Genomic DNA, 17841 nt, shown 5'->3' with positions numbered 1-17841 from the left:
CAAGCGTGGCAGAGGTACTCGACTTCCCGGCGATCGGCCCGCTCAGGAGCGCGGCGGCACGCCCTGCCCGCAGGCCGAGAAGCGCGGCGGCCGGCGGGCTGCCGGTGATCGCGCCCATGCCCGCCGTGCCGGGGGTTCGTGGAGCGCCACGGGCGGACGGCGGCCGGACGACCGCGGCGGGCGCCGCGGGCGCCGCGGGCGAGGGCGCTGACGACGCGATGGCTGTGGGCACCACCGTCGACCACCTCACCGAGACCTACCGGGCGCACTACCGCTCGCTGCTCGGACTGGCCGCGCTCCTCCTCGACGACACGGCCTCGTGCGAGGACGTCGTGCAGGAGGCGTTCATCCGCGTGCACTCGGCGCGCAACCGGGTGCGCGAGCCGGAAAAGACGCTGGCGTACCTGCGCCAGACGGTCGTCAACCTGTCGCGTTCCGCGCTGCGGCGCCGCATCCTCGGGCTCAAGCTGCTCTCGAAGCCGATGCCCGACATGGCGAGCGCCGAGGAGGGCGCGTACGACCAGCTGGAGCGCGACGCGCTGATCAAGGCGATGCGCGGACTCCAGCGAAGGCAGCGCGAGGTGCTCGTGCTGCGCTACTTCGCGGACATGACGGAAGCCCAGGTGGCCAAGACGCTGGGGATATCCCTGGGTTCCGTGAAGGCGTACGGATCCCGGGGCATCGCGGCGCTCAGGATCGCCATGGAGGCCACGGCATGAGGCGGGGCCACGGCATGACACGGCGGGGAACGGGATCGTGAACAAGGATCCGGACAACGAGCGGAACACGTCGGGCGCGGGGCGGCCCGGCGACGGTGCGTCCCGCGAGGGCGGTGCGCCTCGCGAGGGCGGCGCGTCCCGCGAGGGCGGCGCCGACGCGCGGCACGGCGAGGCGCCGGGCGGCGACACGGGGGCCGACGGCGACCTCGACCTGCGGCGGCTGCTGCTCACCGCCGTCCAGGACCTCGAACCGTCGGACGACGCCCTCGACCACCTGCGCAAGGCGGTCCCGGAGCGCCGCGCCAGGAAGCGGCAGGCGCTGGTCGGCGTCGCCGCCGCAGTCCTGCTCCTCGGGACGGCCGTGCCGGCGTTCCTGCACGTCGCGGACGCGGCGGACGGGTCAGGACACCGAACGGTCACCGCCGGGCGCGACGAGTCCGCCCCGCCGCGCACACGCCCCGACGGAGGCCGCTCGTTCGACGCCGGCCAGGCCGGAGGGAGCGACCCGGGCGCGCGCACGCCGGGACGCGGCAGCGCCGACGCGCACCCGAAGCCGCACGGCAGCGCGGCGTCGCGCGGCAGCGGGGCGGGCGCGGGCGGCGGCTCGTCGCCGATGACCACGTTCGGCGTGAAGCTGCCGAATTGCGCGGCCGACCAGCTGGGCGTGACGGCGACCAAGAGCCGGCCCACGGCCGACGGCACCGTGTACGGGAGCTTCCACGTCGCGAACGTGTCGAACAGGAAGTGCGCCGTGGACGGCGGCGACTCCGTCGGCTTCGCGGCGTCCGGAGCCGCGGACCCCGCGAAGATCACCGTGGTCCAGCACACGCCGGGTGACCCGGCGACGCAGCTGCCTGAGACGTCGAACGACACGGCGCCCGTGGCGCTCGCGCCCGACGCCGCCTACGAGCTGAAGTTCGCGTTCGTGCCGTCGGAGACCTGCCCGTCGTCGGGCGACTCGCCGGACCCCACCCCGTCGGGCGACCCCTCGAAGGACCCGCAGTCACCGGGCGGCAGCCCGGGTTCGAAGACCGACGCGGCAGCGGACACGGGCACGGGCTCGGACGCGGGCGCGGGCGGGTCAGGACTCGGCACGCAGCTGCTCGCGGACGGCGGGGACGGCACGGGCGGCGGCACGCAGGAGGGCAGCGTGTCCGTCTCGCACGTCCCCGAACCGGGCGCGGACAAGGCCCAGACGACCATCCAGAACGCCTGTGCCGGAACGATCTACAAGACGGGCCCGGTGAACGAGCCGGCCGCCTGACCGCCGCGTCGCGGGTCGGTGCAGGTCGGTGCAGGTCGGTGCAGGTCGGTGCACGAGTGCGGCCCACGGGCCCACCCGGGCACTCGCGGCGCGGACGGGTTCCGTACCGTGGTGGTGTGTACCGGTTCCTGCTGACACCCCGCTGGTGGGGAATCAATGTCTTGGCTCTGCTGGCGATCCCCGTCTGCGTCTTCATGGGGATCTGGCAGCTGAGCCGCTTCGAGGGCCGCGTCCAGGCGCAGCACGCCGCGGACGCCAAGCCCGACCCGGCAAAGGAGGCGGCCGCACCGCTGGCCGATCTCCTGCCCGTCACGCAGCAGAGCTCCGGGCGGCAGGCGAAGGTCACCGGCCACTACGGTGAGCAGTTCCTCGTGCCCGACCGCCGGCTCGACGGCAAGAGCGGCTCCTACGTGCTCACCATGCTGCGCACGGACGGCGGCAAGGCGCTCCCGGTCGTGCGCGGCTGGCTGCCCCACGGCGCGAAGGCCCCGGCCGCGCCCGCGGGGCAGGTCGACATCGTCGGCTCGCTCCAGCCGTCGGAGACGGCGGACAGCGACGGCGCCATCACCAGCGGCGGCCTGCCCCGCGGCGAGGTCGGCATGATCAGCGCGGCGTCCCTGGTCAACATCGTCCCGTACGGCGTGTACGACGCCTGGGTGACGGCCGACAAGGCCGCGGGCGGCCTGACGCCCGTCCCGGCCGCGGCCCCGGCCAACACGGGCCTCGACCTCAAGGCGTTCCAGAACCTCGGCTACACGGGCGAGTGGTTCGTCTTCGCGGGCTTCGTCCTCTACATGTGGTTCCGCCTGGTGCGGCGAGAGGCCGAGGCCGCGAGGGACGCGGCCCTGGGCATCGAAACCGCCGCCTGACCCCGCCGCAGGCGGGGTGCCTGCGCGTCGGCCCGCCCGGCCATCCGGCCGCCCGGCCGAGCCCTGGCCCGGCGGACCGCTGCTGGGCGCATCGCGGCACCGCATCGCGCACCGTCCCCGGCGCGCACGCTCGCACCCGGCACCGGCACCCGTCCCGCCCGTCACCCGTGGTGGCCGCCCGGCTTGCGGCGACGCCGAGCCTCGCGCCGTCGCGGGTGGCCGCTGCCCGCACGACGGCATCCGCCCGCGGTGCCCACGTTCCTGCCTCGCCCGTGTGACGGCGACCGCCCACGGCCCGGGCGGACACACCGTGGGCCCCGGGCCGCGTCGCCCGGGCCGCCCGCGGCGCACACACGCGCGCGGCGCGCGCCATGCGGCGGCGCGCCGCCCAGGCGCGTACGTCCACGTGCCTGAGCGCGGCCGGCGCACCACAGATCCGCTGTCAGCCGCGCCCGGCGCCTGGGCACGCACTGACGCCTCGTCCGTATGACGGCGCTCCCCCGCACGGGCGAAGGAGCCGCGCCGGGCCGCGTCGCCCGGCCGCCTGCGGCGCAAACAGGCGCGCGGGCGCGCCCGCTCAGGCGCGCGCGGCCACGTGCCTGCGCGCGAAGTCCAGCTCCAGCCGCACCTGCTTGATGCGCTCCTCCACCACGAGCGATCCGTGCCCCGCCTCGTACCGGTACACCTCGTGCACGGCGCCCCGCGCCGCCAGGCGGTCCACGTAGTTCTCCACCTGCTTGATCGGGCAGCGCGGGTCGTTCAGCCCCGCAGAGATGTACACCGGCGCCCTCACCTCGTCGACATACGTCAGCGGCGACGACGCCGCGAACCGCTCGGGCACCTCCTCCGGCGTCCCGCCGAGCAGCGTGCGGTCCATCGCCTTCAGCGCCTCCATCTCGTCGTTGTACGCCGTCACGTAGTCGGCGACCGGCACCGCCGCCAGCCCGGCCGCCCATGCGTCCGGCTGCGTGCCGAGGCCGAGCAGCGTCAGGTAGCCGCCCCAGGAGCCGCCCGACAGCACCAGCCGGGCCGGGTCGGCAAGACCGGACGACACCGCCCACTCCCGCACCGCCGCGATGTCCTCAAGCTCGATCAGGCCGACGCGGTGCTTGAGCGCGTCCGTCCATTCGCGCCCGTACCCCGTGGAGCCCCGGTAGTTGACCCGCACCACCGCGAACCCGTGGTCCACCCACGCCGCGGGCGCCGCCGCGAACGCGTCGCTGTCGTGCCACGTGGGGCCGCCGTGGATCTCGAACACCGTGGGCAGCGGCCCCCGCGCGCCGGACGGGCGCTGTACGAGCGCGTGGACGCGGCCGCCGGGGCCCTCCACCCACGCGTCCTCCACCGGCACCGACCCGGGCGCCGTGAACCCCGGCGCGTCGAGGATCGTGCCGCCCGCGGTGGACCGCACCGACGGCGGCACGGCCGCCGACGACCACAGGTACTCCACGCTCCCGTCCGGCCGCGCCGTCGCGCCCGACACCGAGCCGGCCGGCGTCTCGACCCGCACGAGCGCGCGCTTCGCCATGTCGTAGCGCCACAGCTCGCTGCGCGCCTCGAAGCTGTGCTCGATCAGCAGCCCCGATCCGTCCGGGTACCACTCCGCGCCCAGGTCGCCGGGGAGCTCGACCGCGAGGTCGGTCTCCTCGCCCGTCAGCGGATCCCAGATCATCGGCTCCCAGCGCCCGCGCCGCTGGTGCCCCACGAGCAGCCGGCTGTCCCCCGCGACCGGCGAGAAACCGAGTACTTCAAGGCCAAGCTCGCGCGTGCCGCCCTCCGTGTCGTCGAGCTCGGCGACACGCGACCCGTCGAGCCGCACCACGCGCAGCGCCGAGTGCATCGCGTCCCCGTGCTCGGTGTGCTCGATCGCCAGCAGATCGCCGTCGTACGACAGGTCGCCCACGCTCGCCGACTCGCGGTGCCGGTAGATCTCGGCGGGCTCCCCGCCGTCCACCCGCACCACGTGGATCGTCGTGCCGTCCTCGTCGGTGGACCGGCCGACGGCCGCGAGCCCGCCGCGCCCGAGGGCGAGCCCCGCGGGGAACGACGGCGCGAGCCCGGGCACCGCGGGCTCGTCCGCCTCGCCGGCGGGCCGCCCGCCGAAGGGCTGGCGCCTCCATACGCCGAACTCGTCCCCGTCCGTATCGGAGAACCACCAGATCCACGCGCCGTCCGGCGTCAGCACGCCGTCCGTCGTGCCGTTGGGCCGGTCCGTCGCCTGCCGCCGCGCACCCGTCGCGCGATCCCACGCGTACAGCTCGTACGTGCCCGTCGCGTTGGAGACGAACAACGCGTTGTCGGGCGCATCCTCCGCCCAGTCGGGCAGGGAGACCCGAGGCGCCCGGAAGCGCTTCTCCCAGTCGGGCACATCGGCCGACGGGGAACTGGCGGAGTCGGTGATCTCAGTCATGGCTCCATTCTGCGCCAGCCCACCGACACCGCGGCGGCCTCACCCCCAGCCTGTGGACAACTCCCCGCGGCCATCCACAGGCACCCGTCCCGGCGCCGTCATCGCCGTCACACCAGCCGGGCGATCTCCTCCTCGTCCCAGTACCCGGCGGCCCCCGGGCACCCGGCCAGGTACCGCGCCACCGCCCGCGCGTCCCCGGCCCCGGCCTCCGCGAGCCCGCCCGCCAGGTGCGCGAGGTACGCGGCGGACGGCGGGTTCGCCGCGACGTCGCCCATCGACCACGGCGCGGTGAACGTCAGGACGGGCACCCCGTCGACGTCGCCCGCGTGCACGAGCGTCTCGTAGCGCCCGCCGCCGAGCCGGAGCCTTCCCCCGGGCGGCAGGGCCGCCAGCGCCGTCGGATCCATGGCGGGGCCCGTGCCCGGCTCGCGGTCCATCTCCTGGGCGACGACGTCGAAGAACTGCCCCCCGGTGATCAGGTAGGCGCGCGCCGGCACGCTGCCCGGGGCGTCCGGGTCGTAGAACGCCCTGCCGCCCGTCCAGACGTCGCTCTCCGTGGCGAAGTACAGCGCACCCGGCAGGTGCATCAGGCGGGAGTCCGCCGGCGGCCGGGGATCACGGCACCCGGCATAGGTGCGGGCGGCGCCCGACGGACGCCCGCCCGAGAGATAGGTCTCGAAGCGCGCACGCCGCATGTTGGACCCGTAGGACGCGTACCAGACGCGCTCCTCGGCCGCCGCCCGGGGCGGCCGCCGCTCGGCGCCGCGCTCGTGCCGGTACGGGGTGGTCACGCGCGTCATCGTACCGACCGTCAAAACGCTCGCCGGACCGGCGGCATCGGCCCGCGGCGGGCGGCGCCCGTACCGCGCGGACCGTCAGCTCACCCGCTTGATCCAGTCGCCGCCGCCCAGCGGGTAGTCGTAGCCGGGGCGGTCGACGTCGGCGCTGGTGCGGAACGGGGCGCGGTGGTCGGCGATGCGCAGCGTGCCACTTCGGTTGCCGCTCGACCAGTCGAGGCCGAGCTCCCAGCGCACGTCGTGCGCCTTCGTGTGGGCGGTGACGTAGAAGACCTGCGGGTGCGACTCGCTGACCTTGTACGGGAAGTCGCTCTGGCCGCCCTTGACGGTGACCGTCGGGCTGCCGGCATCCAGGTCGACGTCGAACGACCTGGTCTCGACGTTGCCACCGCAGCCGACGCCCATCGCGTAGTCGTTCCAGGCGAGCGGCGCGTCCTTGCTGAGGACGCGTACGTGCAATGCCTCAAGGACGACGGTGCCTGTGCCGGTCCCCTGGACGGTGATGGCGATCTCCTGCCCGCCCGAGGACGCCGCCCCGTACGCGGCTGCCCACCGCGGCGCGTCCTGCTCGCTCGCGGGCGGCCCGACCTGCTCGGGCTTGCTGTTGACGAGGAAGTGCTGGCTGCACGGCTGGTCGTAGACGAACGGGCGGACGGCGACCGTCGGCGCGGTGGCGCCGGTTACGCCGGCCCCCGAAGGCGCCCCGCCGCGACGCGGGCTGCCCGCCGAGGCGCCGGTGCCGCCCGTGCGGGACCGCGAGGCGGAGACGGAGGGGGACGGGGACGGCGTGCGGCCGCGTCCACGCGGCGACGTGGTGGCGGACGGGCCGGCGGCGCCGTCGGTGCCACCGTTCGTGCCGGCCCCGGCCGCCGGCCGCTCCCGCGCCACGTTCCTGCCGCCGTCCCAGGGCGGACGCACGACGAGCACCACGGCACACGCGACCGCGGCCACGGCGGCTGAGGCGATCATGCGGCGGCGGCGGCGGCGCCGGGCCGCGGGCGCCGCACCGTGCGCTGCGGACGCGGCGGAGCCGGCGTGCGTGGACGATCCGGCGCCGGCCGTCCTGCCGGCGTCCGCCGAGGGCCCGGCTCCCGCCACCGGCGCGCTGCCTGTCCACGACCCCTGCCCCTGCGCCTGCCCCTGCCCCGGATTCGGCTCCGACGGCCCGCCCGCGGCGGTGTCCGTGCTGGCTGTCGCGGTGTCCGACACCGCTCCGGCGGCCACGGCCGGGTTCGCCGGGCCCGGGTTCGCCGGGTCCGGCGCGGCGGGCGCTTCCGCCGCACCCTCCGCCGCCGCCCACTCCGCCGGTGCGGCCCGCTCGCCGCGCCGCCCGCGTGCCGCGTCCGCCAGGATCCAGTGCCGGTGCAGTTCGACGAGTTGTTCCGGCGTCGCCCGGCACACCCGCGCGAAGCGCTCCACCGGCGCGTACTCGTTCGGGACCGCGCTGCCGCTGCAGTAGCGGTGCAGCGTCGACGTGCTCATGTGGAGCCGCTTCGCGAGGGCCCCGTAACTCAGCCCGGAGCGGTCCTTGAGCTCCCGCAGCAGCGTCGCGAACTCCTCCGTCCGTCCAGCCCCTGCTGCCCCTGACACCCGTTCCTCCCTCGCACAGCGTCCCGTTCGCGCGTTCCAGGGGTGCTGTGTCCCCCCAGCTCAGAGCACGTTTCGCCGTTCCAGTGTCCCCGACTGCCCGCCGGTCATGGCGGCTGGGACGGATTACCCCACAAGCTCAGGCCATCAAAGCACCGCACTGACCTGAACAGCGAAAGAGGCACGACCGCATGTCCGGAATCCGAAACGCCCGTATCCGCAACTCCGGTGCCCTGGGCGCCCGTCCCGGAGCCCGCCTCGGCGCCGCCGCCGCGGCCGCCGTGCTCGCCGCGCTGTCCCTGAGCGCGTGCTCCGGCGGAACGGGCGTCAAGGACGAGGGCGCCTCGACCGACGCCTCCGTGACCGCCTCATCCGCCACGGGCGCCCCCGCGGCCACGCCGTCCGCCTCCCAGGCGGCCTCGGGCTCCTCCGCAGGGCGCCGGGCCGGGTCGCACCCGGCCACGCCCGACGCCTCGCGTCCGGCAGCCGAAACCGCGGCCGAGCCCCCCTCGTCCCACCGGGGCGCGGTCACCTGCCAGGGCTCCAACACCAAGACCGTCGCGTCCCCGGTGCGCAGGCCGCTGAACCACCTGCTGATCACGGTCACCAACACCGGCGACAGGCCCTGTTACCTCTACACGTACCCGTCGCTGCGCTTCGGCGACGCGCAGGCCGAGCCGCCCGCCATCGAGGACTCCATCCCCCAGGCGGTCGTCACGCTCGACCCGGGCCGGTCCGGCTACGCCGCCGCGATCCTGTCCGCCGGCGACGGCAGCGGCACGAACGGGCGCACCGAGAAGTCCCTGACCGTCTACTTCCACGGCCGCTCGGGCAACGAGAGCGTCGGTACGGGCGCGCACCCGCCGCTGCCCGCGAAGGGCGTGCACATCGACGACTCGCTCAAGACCACGTACTGGCAGCAGTCCATGGGCGACGCCCTGGACTGGTGACGCCCGCCCTTCCGGTTGCACCGACGGCACCGGGGCCCGGCTGCCCGGCCATGCCGGTTCCACCCGCAGCCGAAGCGCCGGCGCCGGGTTCCGGATGAGGGCGGACAGTTGGCTCGCGACTCCTTGACGCGATTGGCCCAGACCAACATACTGCCACCGAACAGACGGCCGTTCCGCAGGCGGGAAACCACAACTCGGCTGCACGAGCGGCTACTTACTCCCCATCGTGCAGCGCGCAGCGCACCACCCGCCGTCGGACGCGTCGTTCTCACTGTCCCCCGCGGCGGCACCCCACCCGTATCAGTGGAGCCGCTCATGAGATCGATATCCCAGCACGCCAAGAGACCCGGGAGACGTGGCGCGTTCGCAGACGCGTGCGCGTTCCTCGCCCGCCTGCGCCGTGAGACGGCGCTGGTGGCGGTGGGCCTGCTGGCCCTGCTCTTCGCCTTCCCCAGCACGGCCAACGCCGTGACCGTTCCCCCGCCGCCCTCGGGCTGGAACACCATCTTCAGCGACGACTTCTCCGGCGGCTCCGGCAGCGGCCCGTCGGGGAGCTGGAAGTACGACACAGGACCAGGATCGAGCTTCGGTACCGGCGAGATCGAGACGATGACCAACTCCCGCGGCAACGTCCACCTGGACGGCAGCGGGCACCTGGACATCACCGCACTCAAGAGCGGCAGCAGCTGGACCTCCGGACGCATCCGGACCACCAGCGCGAACGTCGGCGCCCCGGCCGGCGGCAAGCTTGAGGTCACCGCATCCATCAAGCAGCCCAGCCCCGCCAACGGCTCCGGCTACTGGCCGGCCTTCTGGATGCTGGGCGACGGGCAGTGGCCGGAGAACGGCGAGATCGACATCATGGAGGACGTCAACGCGCTCTCCGATGTCGCCGGCACCATCCACTGCGGCACGTACCCGGGCGGCGTCTGCAACGAGGGCAACGGCATCGGCAGCGGCCTGCGTGGCTGCTCCGGCTGCCAGACCGGGTACCACACGTACTCGATGATCCTCGACCGCACGAACACCTCCAACGAGTCGATCGCGTTCTACCTGGACGGCACGCAGTACTTCAGTGTGAGCGAGGGCCAGGTCGGCGCCTCGACGTGGCAGCAGGCGTTCGACCACAACCTGTCGATCATCTTCGACCTGGCGATGGGCGGCGGCTTCCCGAACGGCGCGTGCGGCTGCACCACACCGAGCTCGTCGACCACCTCGGGCGGGACGATGAGTGTGGGGTACGTGGCCGCGTACACGACGGGCGGCGGCGGCTCGACCCCGCCCCCGTCCAACGGCAAGCAGGTCACGGGCTACGGCGGCCTGTGCCTCGACGACCGCTCGTCCAGCACGGCGAACGGCAACCCGATCCAGATCTACACCTGCAACGGCACCGGCGCACAGCAGTGGACCTTCGTCCAGGCGGGCACCACACTGCACGTGCTGGGCAAGTGCATGGACATCACCGGCGGCGGCACTGCCGACGGCACACTGGTGCAGCTGTACGACTGCAACAACACCGCGGCACAGGTGTGGATACCGCAGTCGAACGGCGCACTGTACAACCCGCAGGCGAACAAGTGCCTCGACGATCCCAACTGGTCCACGACACCCGGCACCCAGTTGCAGATCTGGGACTGCACCGGCGGCACCAACCAGGTCTGGCACCTGCCTTCCTGACCCGCCCCCACCAGTCCCCGCCCTCGGCCGGGCGGGAGCCCTCCACGGCTCCCGCCCGGCCGAGGCGTGCCGGAGCCACGCGGCAGGCGCACGCCGGAAAACCGAGTGCGGCCCAACACACGCCTGGGGATACTCGAGTTCATGAGCGACGAGAGGAGGAACATGAAGCTTGCCGAAGGACTGGCCCTGCGCGCCGACGCGACGCGCCGGGTCGAGCAGCTGCGCAGCCGCATCGTCGGCAACGCGCGCTACCAGGAGGGCGAACCTGCCCCCGAGGACGCCGCCGAGCTCCTGGAGGAGGCCGGCCGGGTGCTCGACGAACTGGAGCGCCTGATCCGCGGGATCAACCGCACCAATTCCTCCTCGACGATCGGGGAGGGGATCACACTCACCGACGCACTCGCGCGCAGGGACGTACTCCGGCTGCGCCACCGGGTGGTCACGGACGCGGCCGACGCGGCGGCCGGCCGCGACCAGCGCGGCATGGGCAGGCAGCTGCGGTCCGAGCTGAAGATGCTCTCCGCGCTTCCGGTCGGGCACCTGCGTGCGCAGGCAGACGAACTCGCGCGGGAGATCCGCGAGATCGACGTACGGATCCAGCGGGCCAACTGGGAGTCGGACCTGCTGGAGTGAACCGGCAGTGACGGCGTGGAAGCAGGTAGCAGTCCGGAGGCGTGCACACACCGCGGGCCGGCGGTCAATCCGGCTCCCTCCTGGTGTGCGGCGAGCAGCGCGGGGGTTCGACTCCCCCTTGACAGAGCAGCTCAGCACAGCGCACAGGTGACGGTGCACACCACACAGCACACCACCACGTGCAGATCCGGACGGCGAGGGCGGGCACGGGGCACTCCACGCCACCAGGTCCCGCCGGGCAGCGGCCCTGGCCGCTGCCCGGCGGGACCACGTTCATCCCCGGTGGTCGTCCCAGCCGGGCACGACGTGCACCGGCACGCCCTCGCCGCGCCACAGCTCTATGACGGCCGGGTTGTCGTCCCACGCGGCCACCGGCCTGTACCGGGTGCGGATTCCGGCGAGGATGTCGCGCTTCACCTCGAAGTCCGGCCGGTAGTCGCCGCGTGCACGCATCCACATCGCGTCGGAGGGCACATCGTTGAGGGCCAGCCACATCGCGGTGTGGTTGCGCCATCGCGTTTCACGCGCGGTGACGATCAGCACGGCGAGCCCCTCGGCGTGCGCCTCACGTGCGGCCTGGACGACGTGGGGGTGGGGCGGGCAGTCCACGGAGGCGGAGTGGAACGCGGCGAACCGGCCCGGCCCGTCGAGCAGGTGCCGGATGCCGCGGACGTCGCAGAGCGTGCCGTCCATGTCGAAGAGCACGGCCTCGCGGAGCTGGTCACGCATCGGTCTTCTCCCGGGTGCAGTGCTGAGCTCGCACACGCCGCAGCCACGCCTCGACGGGGGCCTCGCCGAACGCGAAGTAGAGGTCAGGATCGTCGACGCGGATGTCGGGCCTGCCCGTGGCGTAGAGCCGGTAACCCTGGTGGCAGGGGCGACGCAGGTGCCGGGCGTGCTTGGCGGTGCGGCGGTGGACGTCCGCGGAGGAACTGCTACCGCGACGGTCGTAGAGGCGTTTGAACTGCTGCGTGGTGTACCCGAGATAGGCCGCGCATACGCGCGATGCCGACGGGAACGCAGACCGGATGCCGATCAGCTCGTCTCCGATGGAGGTGCGCACCTCGTACAACTCGTCTGACAGCCAGACGAGTTCGGGCACCGTGGGGTTGCCGCGCAGGGCGAGCCGAGCCCGCTTCGCGGCCTGGTGCACGGTGCGGTCGGGTTCGTGTGTCACATGGCTCTCCTGAGGCCGGTGCAAACCGTGCAACCCCTCGGTGGGGACGGCGAAGACGCCCAGGCGGTCGATGCCAGAACCCGGCCGGGCGAGCCCGTAGGCGGTGGAACCGACGATGCCGACAGCGGCAATGACATCCTCAGCCGCCGGACCCGCCGACGCCAGCCCTTTTCGCGGCGGCGGCCTCACCGGTTCGGCGGCGCCCGCGTGGCCCCCGGCCGGGGGCCGGCTCACGCTGTATGGACGCGACCGCCGGCTGAACAGGAGTGGCCATGCACGACTACCCGCTGCTGAATGTCTTCTGGACCATGGCGGAACTCTTCCTCTGCATCCTCTGGTTCTTCCTGCTCTTCAAGGTCATCAACGACATCTTCCGCAGCCATGACATGGGCGGCTGGGCCAAGGCCGGATGGGTGATCCTGGTCATCCTGCTGCCGCTCCTCGGGGTGCTCGTCTACGTCATCGCACGCGGCCAGTCGATGGGCCGGCGCGACATCGAGCAGGCGCGGCGCCAAGAGGCGGCGGTGAGGGACTACATCCGCGACGCGGCCGGCCACGAGCCGGGGTCGGGCGCGTCGGGCGCATCCGGGAGCATGCGCGCCCCCGGCGGCCGGGGCGTCTCGGGCGTCTCGGGTGTCTCGGGCGCGGAGCACCTCGCCAAGCTTTCCGAGCTCCGCGACCACGGCGTGATCACCGACGAGGAGTTCCGGAGGGCCAAGGACAGGCTGCCCGCCGACCGGGGCTGAGGATCAGAGACCGATGTCGGCGCCGGGCTCCGCGCCCGCGTCGTAGCGGCCGGTGAGGACCCGTTCCCTCAGATGCTCCACGTAGAGCGCGGTCTTGATCTCCAGCGGGAAGTCGGGCGGCCAGATCTGCCGCTCGTAGCGGAAGCGCCGGCCGCGGAAGGAGAAGACGGTCTCCGCGTGGGCGGAGGCCTCATCGGCCACGACGGCGAAGCGTTCCAGGTGCCCGCCCACCAGCCCCGGCGGCCGGCTCGCGGCGAAGAGTTCGTCGAGCCCTTCGCGCGCGAGGGCGCGGAAGCGCTCGACGTACTCGTCCCGGGTCTCGTTCACGTCCACGGGTGACATTCTCCGTCGTCACGCGGCGCAGTTGTGGACCGCGCTGGTGACCGAGCCGAGAACGACGTCGCCGACGCCCCCGGCCACGACCAGGTGCACGGCGTTGACCGTGATCCCCTGGGACGCCCCGGAGACCGGCTGCTGCTCGTTGATGACCAGCCGGCTGCCGCCGGGGAGGCTGATCCCGCTGTTCGGGGCGGTCGGCACGGTGACGGCCTTGCCGCCGATCGTCAGGGAGAGGTGGGCGCTGCCGGTCGCACGCTCGCAGGTGCTGGTCGCCGTGGCCGTCAGCCCCGAGACGCCGATCACGGGCAGGCCAGGAAGGCCGATGGTGGCCGTGGCGACGCGGGACCCGGCGGTCGACGTCCCGGGTGCGAGCGTGGTGGTGACCGACGGGCACAGCCCGTCCGCGGTGAGGACGAGCGCCTGGACGGCGGTGGTGCACGCCGGCGCCGTCCTGCCGGCGGAAGCCGTGCGGACGCGGCCGGTGTCGGGCTGCGGGGGCAGCGCGACCGGAGGCAGCAACGGCAGCGCCAGCTCGGCCGACAGTCCGTACGCGCGGCCCGTGTAGTACTCGAGGAGCAGCGTCGCGTTCGCACTGGACGCGAGGTAGTGGGCGTCGCCGGCGAACGCCGCACGCAGCGGGACGGTCGCCGCGTCGTTCAGCGGCTGGTCGGCCCGTCCGACGGTGCACCGGGCGGTGCCCGCCGCGTCCGTGGTCCCCTCGCAGGACTGGGCGGCCGTGCCCTCGCCGAGGACGAACCGCACGGACCGGTCGGCCACCGGCGCGCCGAGGTAGTCCTTCAGCACGCCCGAGAGCGTCACGGCCGTTCCGTTGGCGAGCCGGGTGGGGCCGGTGTACTTCAGCGTCGTCGGGGACTTGACCGCCACGGTCGCCGAGTCCGACGAGGGCTCGTACCCGTCGGCGCCTGCGAAGGCCACCGTGACCGGCACGGACGTGGGCGGCTGGTGCAGATCGGCGATGGCGCAGCGGGCCGCGCCCGAGGCGTCCGTGGCGGCGTGGCAGGCCTGGGCCGCGTCGCCCGTGCCGATACGGAAGCTCAGCGTCTGGTCGGGCACGGGGCTGCCCGCGTAGTCCTTCAGCGTCGCGGACAGCGTCAGCGGACGGCCGTTGACGGCCTGGGCGGGCCCGGTGTACTTCACCGCGGTCGGCGACTGGGGCGCCAGGGACGAGGTGGCCGACGAGGGCTTGAACCCGTCGTCGCCCGCGAACGTCACGGTGGCGGTCACCGCTCCGGACCGCTGGCGCAGCTCGCCGATGGTGCAGCGCGCGGTGCCCGCCGGGCCCGTGGTGCCCTGGCAGGACTGGGGGGTGCCGCCGCCGTCCGCACCGACGGTGAAGTCCAGGGTCTTGTGCAGGACCGGGATGCCCAGGTCGTCGACGAGGGACGCGGACAGGGTGAGGGGGCTGCCGTTGGTGCCGCGCGTGGGACCCGTGTACGTCAGCGTGGTGGGCAGCGCGGGTACGGACGGGGCGCAGTCCGGATGCACGCCGGCTGCGGACTCGGGCGCGGACGTGCGCCCGGACGCGGGCGTGTGCCCGGGCGATGGCGCGAAGCACGGGAGAATGTAGTACGCGGTGATGATGCCGAACGCGTAACTGTCACCGGACCGCGGGTCGGGCACGGGGCTGTAGACCACGAAGAGGTTCGTCTCCCCGTTCGTGCACCGGACACGGGCGTCGGCGCCGGGGATGCAGTACTCCGGGTTCGCGATGGTGGCCTGGATGTCCTGTGCGGGCGGCACGACACCGTGCTGCTGGATGTGCACCCGGCCGAACCCGTCGATCATCTGACCGCTCGGGCTCGTGTAGTCGTCCTGGCCGGTGCGCAGCGGGACGTCGTTGCCGTACTGGTCGTAAAAGAGCTTCTCCACCTTCCAGTTGATCGGATTGGGATTGGCCGGCGCCGCATACGCGGTACCGGCCGCCGCGGTCACCCCCAGCAGACCTGCGACAACGCACGCGACGACGCTGAGGACCATGACGCGCAGGCGCGCGACCGGACGCTTCATACCCGTTTCCCCCGAGCTCCCCGTAAGGCGGCGGCTCCCGCGCCCTGGTCACGGGCACCGGTCCCACCGACCGCATTTTATGGCGTACATGCCAAGTCGACAGCGTAACGCCTATGACGCCACGAGGAGTTGGGTTTGACGGCGCGCTGCCCTCGACGCGGGAAGTCGCCCGGAGTAGACAGGATGAACGCGGGGCACGCGCCGCGCGCCCGGCCGATCACGGCTGGGGACGAGGGAGGGATGGTCGACCATGAGCGGAACGAACGACACGGGACCCGAAGGCGTCGACGGGGAGGCGGACGGGCCCGAGGAGCCCGCCGTCACGGACACCGGCACGGACGCGAACGCCTCGGACGGGACGGCATCCCAGAAGCCGTCGAACGGCGAAGAGTCCGGTGCGAAGCCCGCCGGCTGGCCGGGCATCAGCTGACGCGCGGACAAGGCACCGGGGCAGCCCGCAGGGGCCCGGCCCGCTGAGCGGACCGGGCCCTGTCCGGACGGGCGGGCGGGCGGGTCAGCGCAGCCCGGCGAAGAGATCGGTCTCGGGCACCGGCGCGTCAGTGGTGTCCCTGACCCGCACGAAGGTCTCCTGGCCCATGAACTCGCCGAAGCGCTCCTTGCCCATCTTGAGGAAGAAGATGTTCTCGCCCTGACTGGCGTGTGCGGCCAGCGCGTCGAACTTCTGGCCGCTGAAGGCCGTGGCATCCACCCAGGTGGTGACTTCCTCGTCGGGAAGACCGATCTCGGCTATCGCGGCGGCCTCGGCCGGGTCCGGCTCCGGCATGTCCTCACTGAACTCGCGCATGGTCTCGCCGAACCGCCGCATCACCGAGCGGGGCATCGTCGTCCAGTACACCTTCGGCGTCAGCGCGGTCATCTCCAGCGCGGCCATCGTGATGCGGTTGGCCTGGATGTGGTCGGGGTGGCCGTAGAAGCCGTTCTCGTCGTAGGTGACGACCACATCGGGCCGGTATTGCTCCATGAGCTCCGCGAGCCGGGCGGCGCCTTCCTTCACGGGCGTCTGCCAGAAGGACCCGGGGGCGTCGTTGCTCGGCCAGCCCATCATCCCGGAGTCGGCATAGTCCAGCATCTCGAGATCGCTGATCTTCAGCGCGTCGCAGCTCGCTCTGAGTTCCTTGCGGCGCATCGCGGCGACAGCCACCGGGTCATGCCCGGGATCGCCCGGCTTGACGCCCCCCGGCCCGTCACCGCAACCGCCGTCGGTACAGGTCACGAGCACCGTGCGGACGCCCTCCGCCGCGTACCGCGCCAGGATCCCGCCGGTGCTGGTGGCCTCGTCGTCGGGGTGTGCGTGCACTGCCATGAGCGTCAAGGGTCGGTCAGTCATGCAACAGTCCTTCTGCAGAAATGCGTCGTGAATCCGTCGTGGCCCGAGCACACGGTGAACGACCTCGTGGCCCCCGTTTCCCCCGCCCGTGCGGCGCCGGGCCCTCTCCCAATGGAACCTTGCCGGCCGGACAGCTTGTTCCCGTCGCGGCAGACCGGGCCACAGGTGTACGTGGCACCTTCCCGAGATGCGGTGACCATACATATTTGCTTGGCTTTGTTGTGCAGTGCCCTGTTTCGAGGTGAGGACACCGATCATGAGCTCAGAAGAGACGTCCGCGCGACTGCGGCAGATGCGCGAGAAGGCGGGCAAACTGGCGGATGAGGCGGAGCGGACCACCGACCCGAAGGAGCGGCAGCGCCTCATGGAGAAGTCCCGCAGCCTGCGCTCCCGCTCCGAACAGGAGAGCGGCATGCGAAGCGGGGACATCTACCCACTGGAGTAGGCAGGCTCGGCGTTCGCTGTCACACCTTTTTGACGACGATCGTGTCCGGGACCAGTTTCTCCAGATCGTCGACGTCCGACGTGAAGACGGTGACCTGTCCCTTCTGCTGTCGCGCGACCACGGCGAGCACGGCGTCGATCGCGTACTTGTGGCCGTGCAACTTGGTATCGGCCAGGAGCCGGCGCGCCTGGCGGGCCTCGTCCTTCCCGATGCCGGCGACCTGGAGTCGGGACAGTACCCAGTCCCATCGTTGTTCGGTCGTTCTGCCGTCGTACGCCTCGACCAGGGTCATCGGCGATGTCACCACTTCGGCCTCCCCCCGCGCCGCGAGGTCGAGCCAGGCGATCATCTCCCGGTCACCGCGCACTGCCAGGGAGAGGGCTTCACAGTCCAAGACGAAAACACGGAGCGGCCGGCTCTTCCCATACGCACTGGCTCGCTTCTTCACGCAGCCTCTCCGGCGTTGTGCCGTCCGGAGGCGCGGCGCCGCTCGTGTTCGGCGTCGAGATCGCTCAACTCGTCGAGGACTGCCGCGCGCTCGTCCTCAGTCACGGGGCCGTGCTCTTCCTGCAGCCAGTCGACCAGTTCCAGGAGCCGGTCCCGGTCGCGTTTGAAGCGCAGTGCCTCGGAGACGTACGCCGACAGGCCCCGCTCTGCCGCGTCCGCGCGGATCTCCTCCAGGAGATCCTCGGGGATCGTCACGGTTACCTTCTTCGTCGCCATACAAGAGACCATACTCTTGGTGTGACAGTCCTTACCAGGCCGCGCGGGCGCTACTGTCGCAGTTGGACACGCAGAACGACTCAGGGCCGCCTAGGAATGTTCCTAAGCGGCCCTGACCTGGTACTTCTC

The 17841-nt window shown here is 72.8% G+C and carries 19 protein-coding genes; 9 read left to right on the top strand and 10 right to left on the bottom strand.

Going from position 1 to position 17841, the window contains the following annotated elements:
- Positions 1-5: 5 nt before the first annotated feature.
- From IH48_RS0102965 to IH48_RS0102955, 3 genes are all read left to right on the top strand, one after another.
- Positions 6-719 carry a SigE family RNA polymerase sigma factor gene (locus IH48_RS0102965; protein WP_078849421.1) on the top strand — a complete coding sequence of 238 codons (714 nt, stop codon included), beginning with the start codon at positions 6-8 and terminating at the stop codon, positions 717-719.
- Between the two features lie 37 nt (positions 720-756).
- The gene (locus IH48_RS0102960) at positions 757-1983 is read left to right on the top strand and encodes a hypothetical protein (protein WP_051839006.1); all 1227 of its coding nucleotides are present in this window, start codon (positions 757-759) and stop codon (positions 1981-1983) included.
- A gap of 116 nt (positions 1984-2099) precedes the next feature.
- Positions 2100-2852: an SURF1 family protein gene (locus IH48_RS0102955; protein ID WP_030898649.1), complete on the top strand. Its 753-nt coding sequence runs from the start codon at positions 2100-2102 to the stop codon at positions 2850-2852.
- Between the two features lie 577 nt (positions 2853-3429).
- Here the strand turns inward: IH48_RS0102955 and IH48_RS0102950 are convergent.
- From IH48_RS0102950 to IH48_RS0102940, 3 genes are all read right to left on the bottom strand, one after another.
- Positions 3430-5262, bottom strand: a complete 1833-nt coding sequence (locus tag IH48_RS0102950; RefSeq protein WP_030898648.1) for a S9 family peptidase — start codon at positions 5260-5262, stop codon at positions 3430-3432.
- Positions 5263-5369: 107 nt separating this feature from the next.
- Complete coding sequence (locus tag IH48_RS0102945) at positions 5370-6062, bottom strand: hypothetical protein (protein WP_051839004.1); 693 nt, start codon at positions 6060-6062, stop codon at positions 5370-5372.
- A gap of 75 nt (positions 6063-6137) precedes the next feature.
- The gene (locus tag IH48_RS0102940) at positions 6138-7649 is read right to left on the bottom strand and encodes a helix-turn-helix domain-containing protein (protein WP_030898644.1); all 1512 of its coding nucleotides are present in this window, start codon (positions 7647-7649) and stop codon (positions 6138-6140) included.
- Positions 7650-7837: 188 nt separating this feature from the next.
- Between IH48_RS0102940 and IH48_RS0102935 the strand changes: the two genes are divergently transcribed.
- From IH48_RS0102935 to IH48_RS0102925, 3 genes are all read left to right on the top strand, one after another.
- Positions 7838-8596, top strand: coding sequence for a DUF4232 domain-containing protein (locus IH48_RS0102935; RefSeq protein WP_030898642.1), 759 nt, complete (start codon positions 7838-7840; stop codon positions 8594-8596).
- Between the two features lie 315 nt (positions 8597-8911).
- Entirely contained in the window at positions 8912-10273 is a 1362-nt protein-coding gene (locus IH48_RS34775) for a ricin-type beta-trefoil lectin domain protein (protein ID WP_078849420.1), read from the top strand.
- A 162-nt stretch (positions 10274-10435) separates the two neighbouring features.
- On the top strand, positions 10436-10906 hold the full coding sequence (locus IH48_RS0102925; protein ID WP_030898638.1) for a DIP1984 family protein: 471 nt from the start codon (positions 10436-10438) through the stop codon (positions 10904-10906).
- A 273-nt stretch (positions 10907-11179) separates the two neighbouring features.
- Here IH48_RS0102925 and IH48_RS0102920 read toward each other — a convergent pair whose 3' ends face one another.
- Both IH48_RS0102920 and IH48_RS0102915 read right to left on the bottom strand, forming a co-directional pair.
- Positions 11180-11635 (bottom strand): hypothetical protein, encoded by a 456-nt coding sequence (locus IH48_RS0102920; protein ID WP_030898635.1) that lies wholly within the window; start codon positions 11633-11635, stop codon positions 11180-11182.
- Positions 11628-12272, bottom strand: a complete 645-nt coding sequence (locus tag IH48_RS0102915; RefSeq protein WP_234434127.1) for a DNA polymerase beta superfamily protein — start codon at positions 12270-12272, stop codon at positions 11628-11630. The genes IH48_RS0102920 and IH48_RS0102915 overlap by 8 nt, the downstream gene beginning before the upstream one ends.
- Positions 12273-12355: 83 nt before the next feature.
- Here IH48_RS0102915 and IH48_RS0102910 point away from each other — a divergent pair, with 83 nt between their 5' ends.
- Entirely contained in the window at positions 12356-12829 is a 474-nt protein-coding gene (locus IH48_RS0102910; RefSeq protein WP_030898630.1) for an SHOCT domain-containing protein, read from the top strand.
- A 3-nt stretch (positions 12830-12832) separates the two neighbouring features.
- Here the strand turns inward: IH48_RS0102910 and IH48_RS0102905 are convergent, their stop codons facing one another.
- Together IH48_RS0102905 and IH48_RS34230 are read right to left on the bottom strand one after the other, a co-directional pair.
- Positions 12833-13162 (bottom strand): hypothetical protein, encoded by a 330-nt coding sequence (locus tag IH48_RS0102905; protein ID WP_030898629.1) that lies wholly within the window; start codon positions 13160-13162, stop codon positions 12833-12835.
- Positions 13163-13180: 18 nt separating this feature from the next.
- On the bottom strand, positions 13181-15196 hold the full coding sequence (locus tag IH48_RS34230; RefSeq protein ID WP_051839002.1) for a choice-of-anchor P family protein: 2016 nt from the start codon (positions 15194-15196) through the stop codon (positions 13181-13183).
- A gap of 250 nt (positions 15197-15446) precedes the next feature.
- Between IH48_RS34230 and IH48_RS0102895 the strand changes: the two genes are divergently transcribed.
- Positions 15447-15626 carry a hypothetical protein gene (locus IH48_RS0102895; RefSeq protein WP_030898624.1) on the top strand — a complete coding sequence of 60 codons (180 nt, stop codon included), beginning with the start codon at positions 15447-15449 and terminating at the stop codon, positions 15624-15626.
- 84 nt (positions 15627-15710) lie between these two features.
- Here IH48_RS0102895 and IH48_RS0102890 read toward each other — a convergent pair whose 3' ends face one another.
- A complete protein-coding gene (locus IH48_RS0102890; protein WP_030898622.1) occupies positions 15711-16544 on the bottom strand; it encodes a PIG-L family deacetylase in 834 nt (277 codons plus the stop codon).
- Positions 16545-16800: 256 nt separating this feature from the next.
- Here IH48_RS0102890 and IH48_RS0102885 point away from each other — a divergent pair, with 256 nt between their 5' ends.
- Positions 16801-16989 (top strand): DUF6381 family protein, encoded by a 189-nt coding sequence (locus IH48_RS0102885; protein ID WP_030898619.1) that lies wholly within the window; start codon positions 16801-16803, stop codon positions 16987-16989.
- Positions 16990-17008: 19 nt separating this feature from the next.
- Here the strand turns inward: IH48_RS0102885 and IH48_RS0102880 are convergent, their stop codons facing one another.
- Together IH48_RS0102880 and IH48_RS0102875 are read right to left on the bottom strand one after the other, a co-directional pair.
- The gene (locus tag IH48_RS0102880; RefSeq protein WP_420705437.1) at positions 17009-17383 is read right to left on the bottom strand and encodes a hypothetical protein; all 375 of its coding nucleotides are present in this window, start codon (positions 17381-17383) and stop codon (positions 17009-17011) included.
- 50 nt (positions 17384-17433) lie between these two features.
- Positions 17434-17712 (bottom strand): CopG family transcriptional regulator, encoded by a 279-nt coding sequence (locus IH48_RS0102875; RefSeq protein WP_030898616.1) that lies wholly within the window; start codon positions 17710-17712, stop codon positions 17434-17436.
- Positions 17713-17841: the final 129 nt, after the last annotated feature.

Origin of the sequence: Streptomyces sp. NRRL F-5126, from assembly GCF_000721265.1 — a bacterium.
Taxonomy (GTDB): domain Bacteria; phylum Actinomycetota; class Actinomycetes; order Streptomycetales; family Streptomycetaceae; genus Streptomyces.
The sequence above is the reverse complement of the archived record's forward strand: the minus strand, read 5'-3'. Positions and strand labels throughout refer to the sequence as shown.

Coding starts and splice junctions, on each gene's coding strand:
- IH48_RS0102910 (WP_030898630.1), top strand. CDS start 12,356: ATGCACGACTACCCGCTGCTGAATGTCTTCTGGACCATGGCGGAACTC.
- IH48_RS34775 (WP_078849420.1), top strand. CDS start 8,912: ATGAGATCGATATCCCAGCACGCCAAGAGACCCGGGAGACGTGGCGCG.
- IH48_RS0102935 (WP_030898642.1), top strand. CDS start 7,838: ATGTCCGGAATCCGAAACGCCCGTATCCGCAACTCCGGTGCCCTGGGC.
- IH48_RS0102950 (WP_030898648.1), bottom strand. CDS start 5,262: ATGACTGAGATCACCGACTCCGCCAGTTCCCCGTCGGCCGATGTGCCC.
- IH48_RS0102925 (WP_030898638.1), top strand. CDS start 10,436: ATGAAGCTTGCCGAAGGACTGGCCCTGCGCGCCGACGCGACGCGCCGG.
- IH48_RS0102885 (WP_030898619.1), top strand. CDS start 16,801: ATGAGCTCAGAAGAGACGTCCGCGCGACTGCGGCAGATGCGCGAGAAG.
- IH48_RS0102945 (WP_051839004.1), bottom strand. CDS start 6,062: ATGACGCGCGTGACCACCCCGTACCGGCACGAGCGCGGCGCCGAGCGG.
- IH48_RS0102875 (WP_030898616.1), bottom strand. CDS start 17,712: ATGGCGACGAAGAAGGTAACCGTGACGATCCCCGAGGATCTCCTGGAG.
- IH48_RS34230 (WP_051839002.1), bottom strand. CDS start 15,196: ATGAAGCGTCCGGTCGCGCGCCTGCGCGTCATGGTCCTCAGCGTCGTC.
- IH48_RS0102895 (WP_030898624.1), top strand. CDS start 15,447: ATGAGCGGAACGAACGACACGGGACCCGAAGGCGTCGACGGGGAGGCG.
- IH48_RS0102920 (WP_030898635.1), bottom strand. CDS start 11,635: ATGCGTGACCAGCTCCGCGAGGCCGTGCTCTTCGACATGGACGGCACG.
- IH48_RS0102890 (WP_030898622.1), bottom strand. CDS start 16,544: ATGACTGACCGACCCTTGACGCTCATGGCAGTGCACGCACACCCCGAC.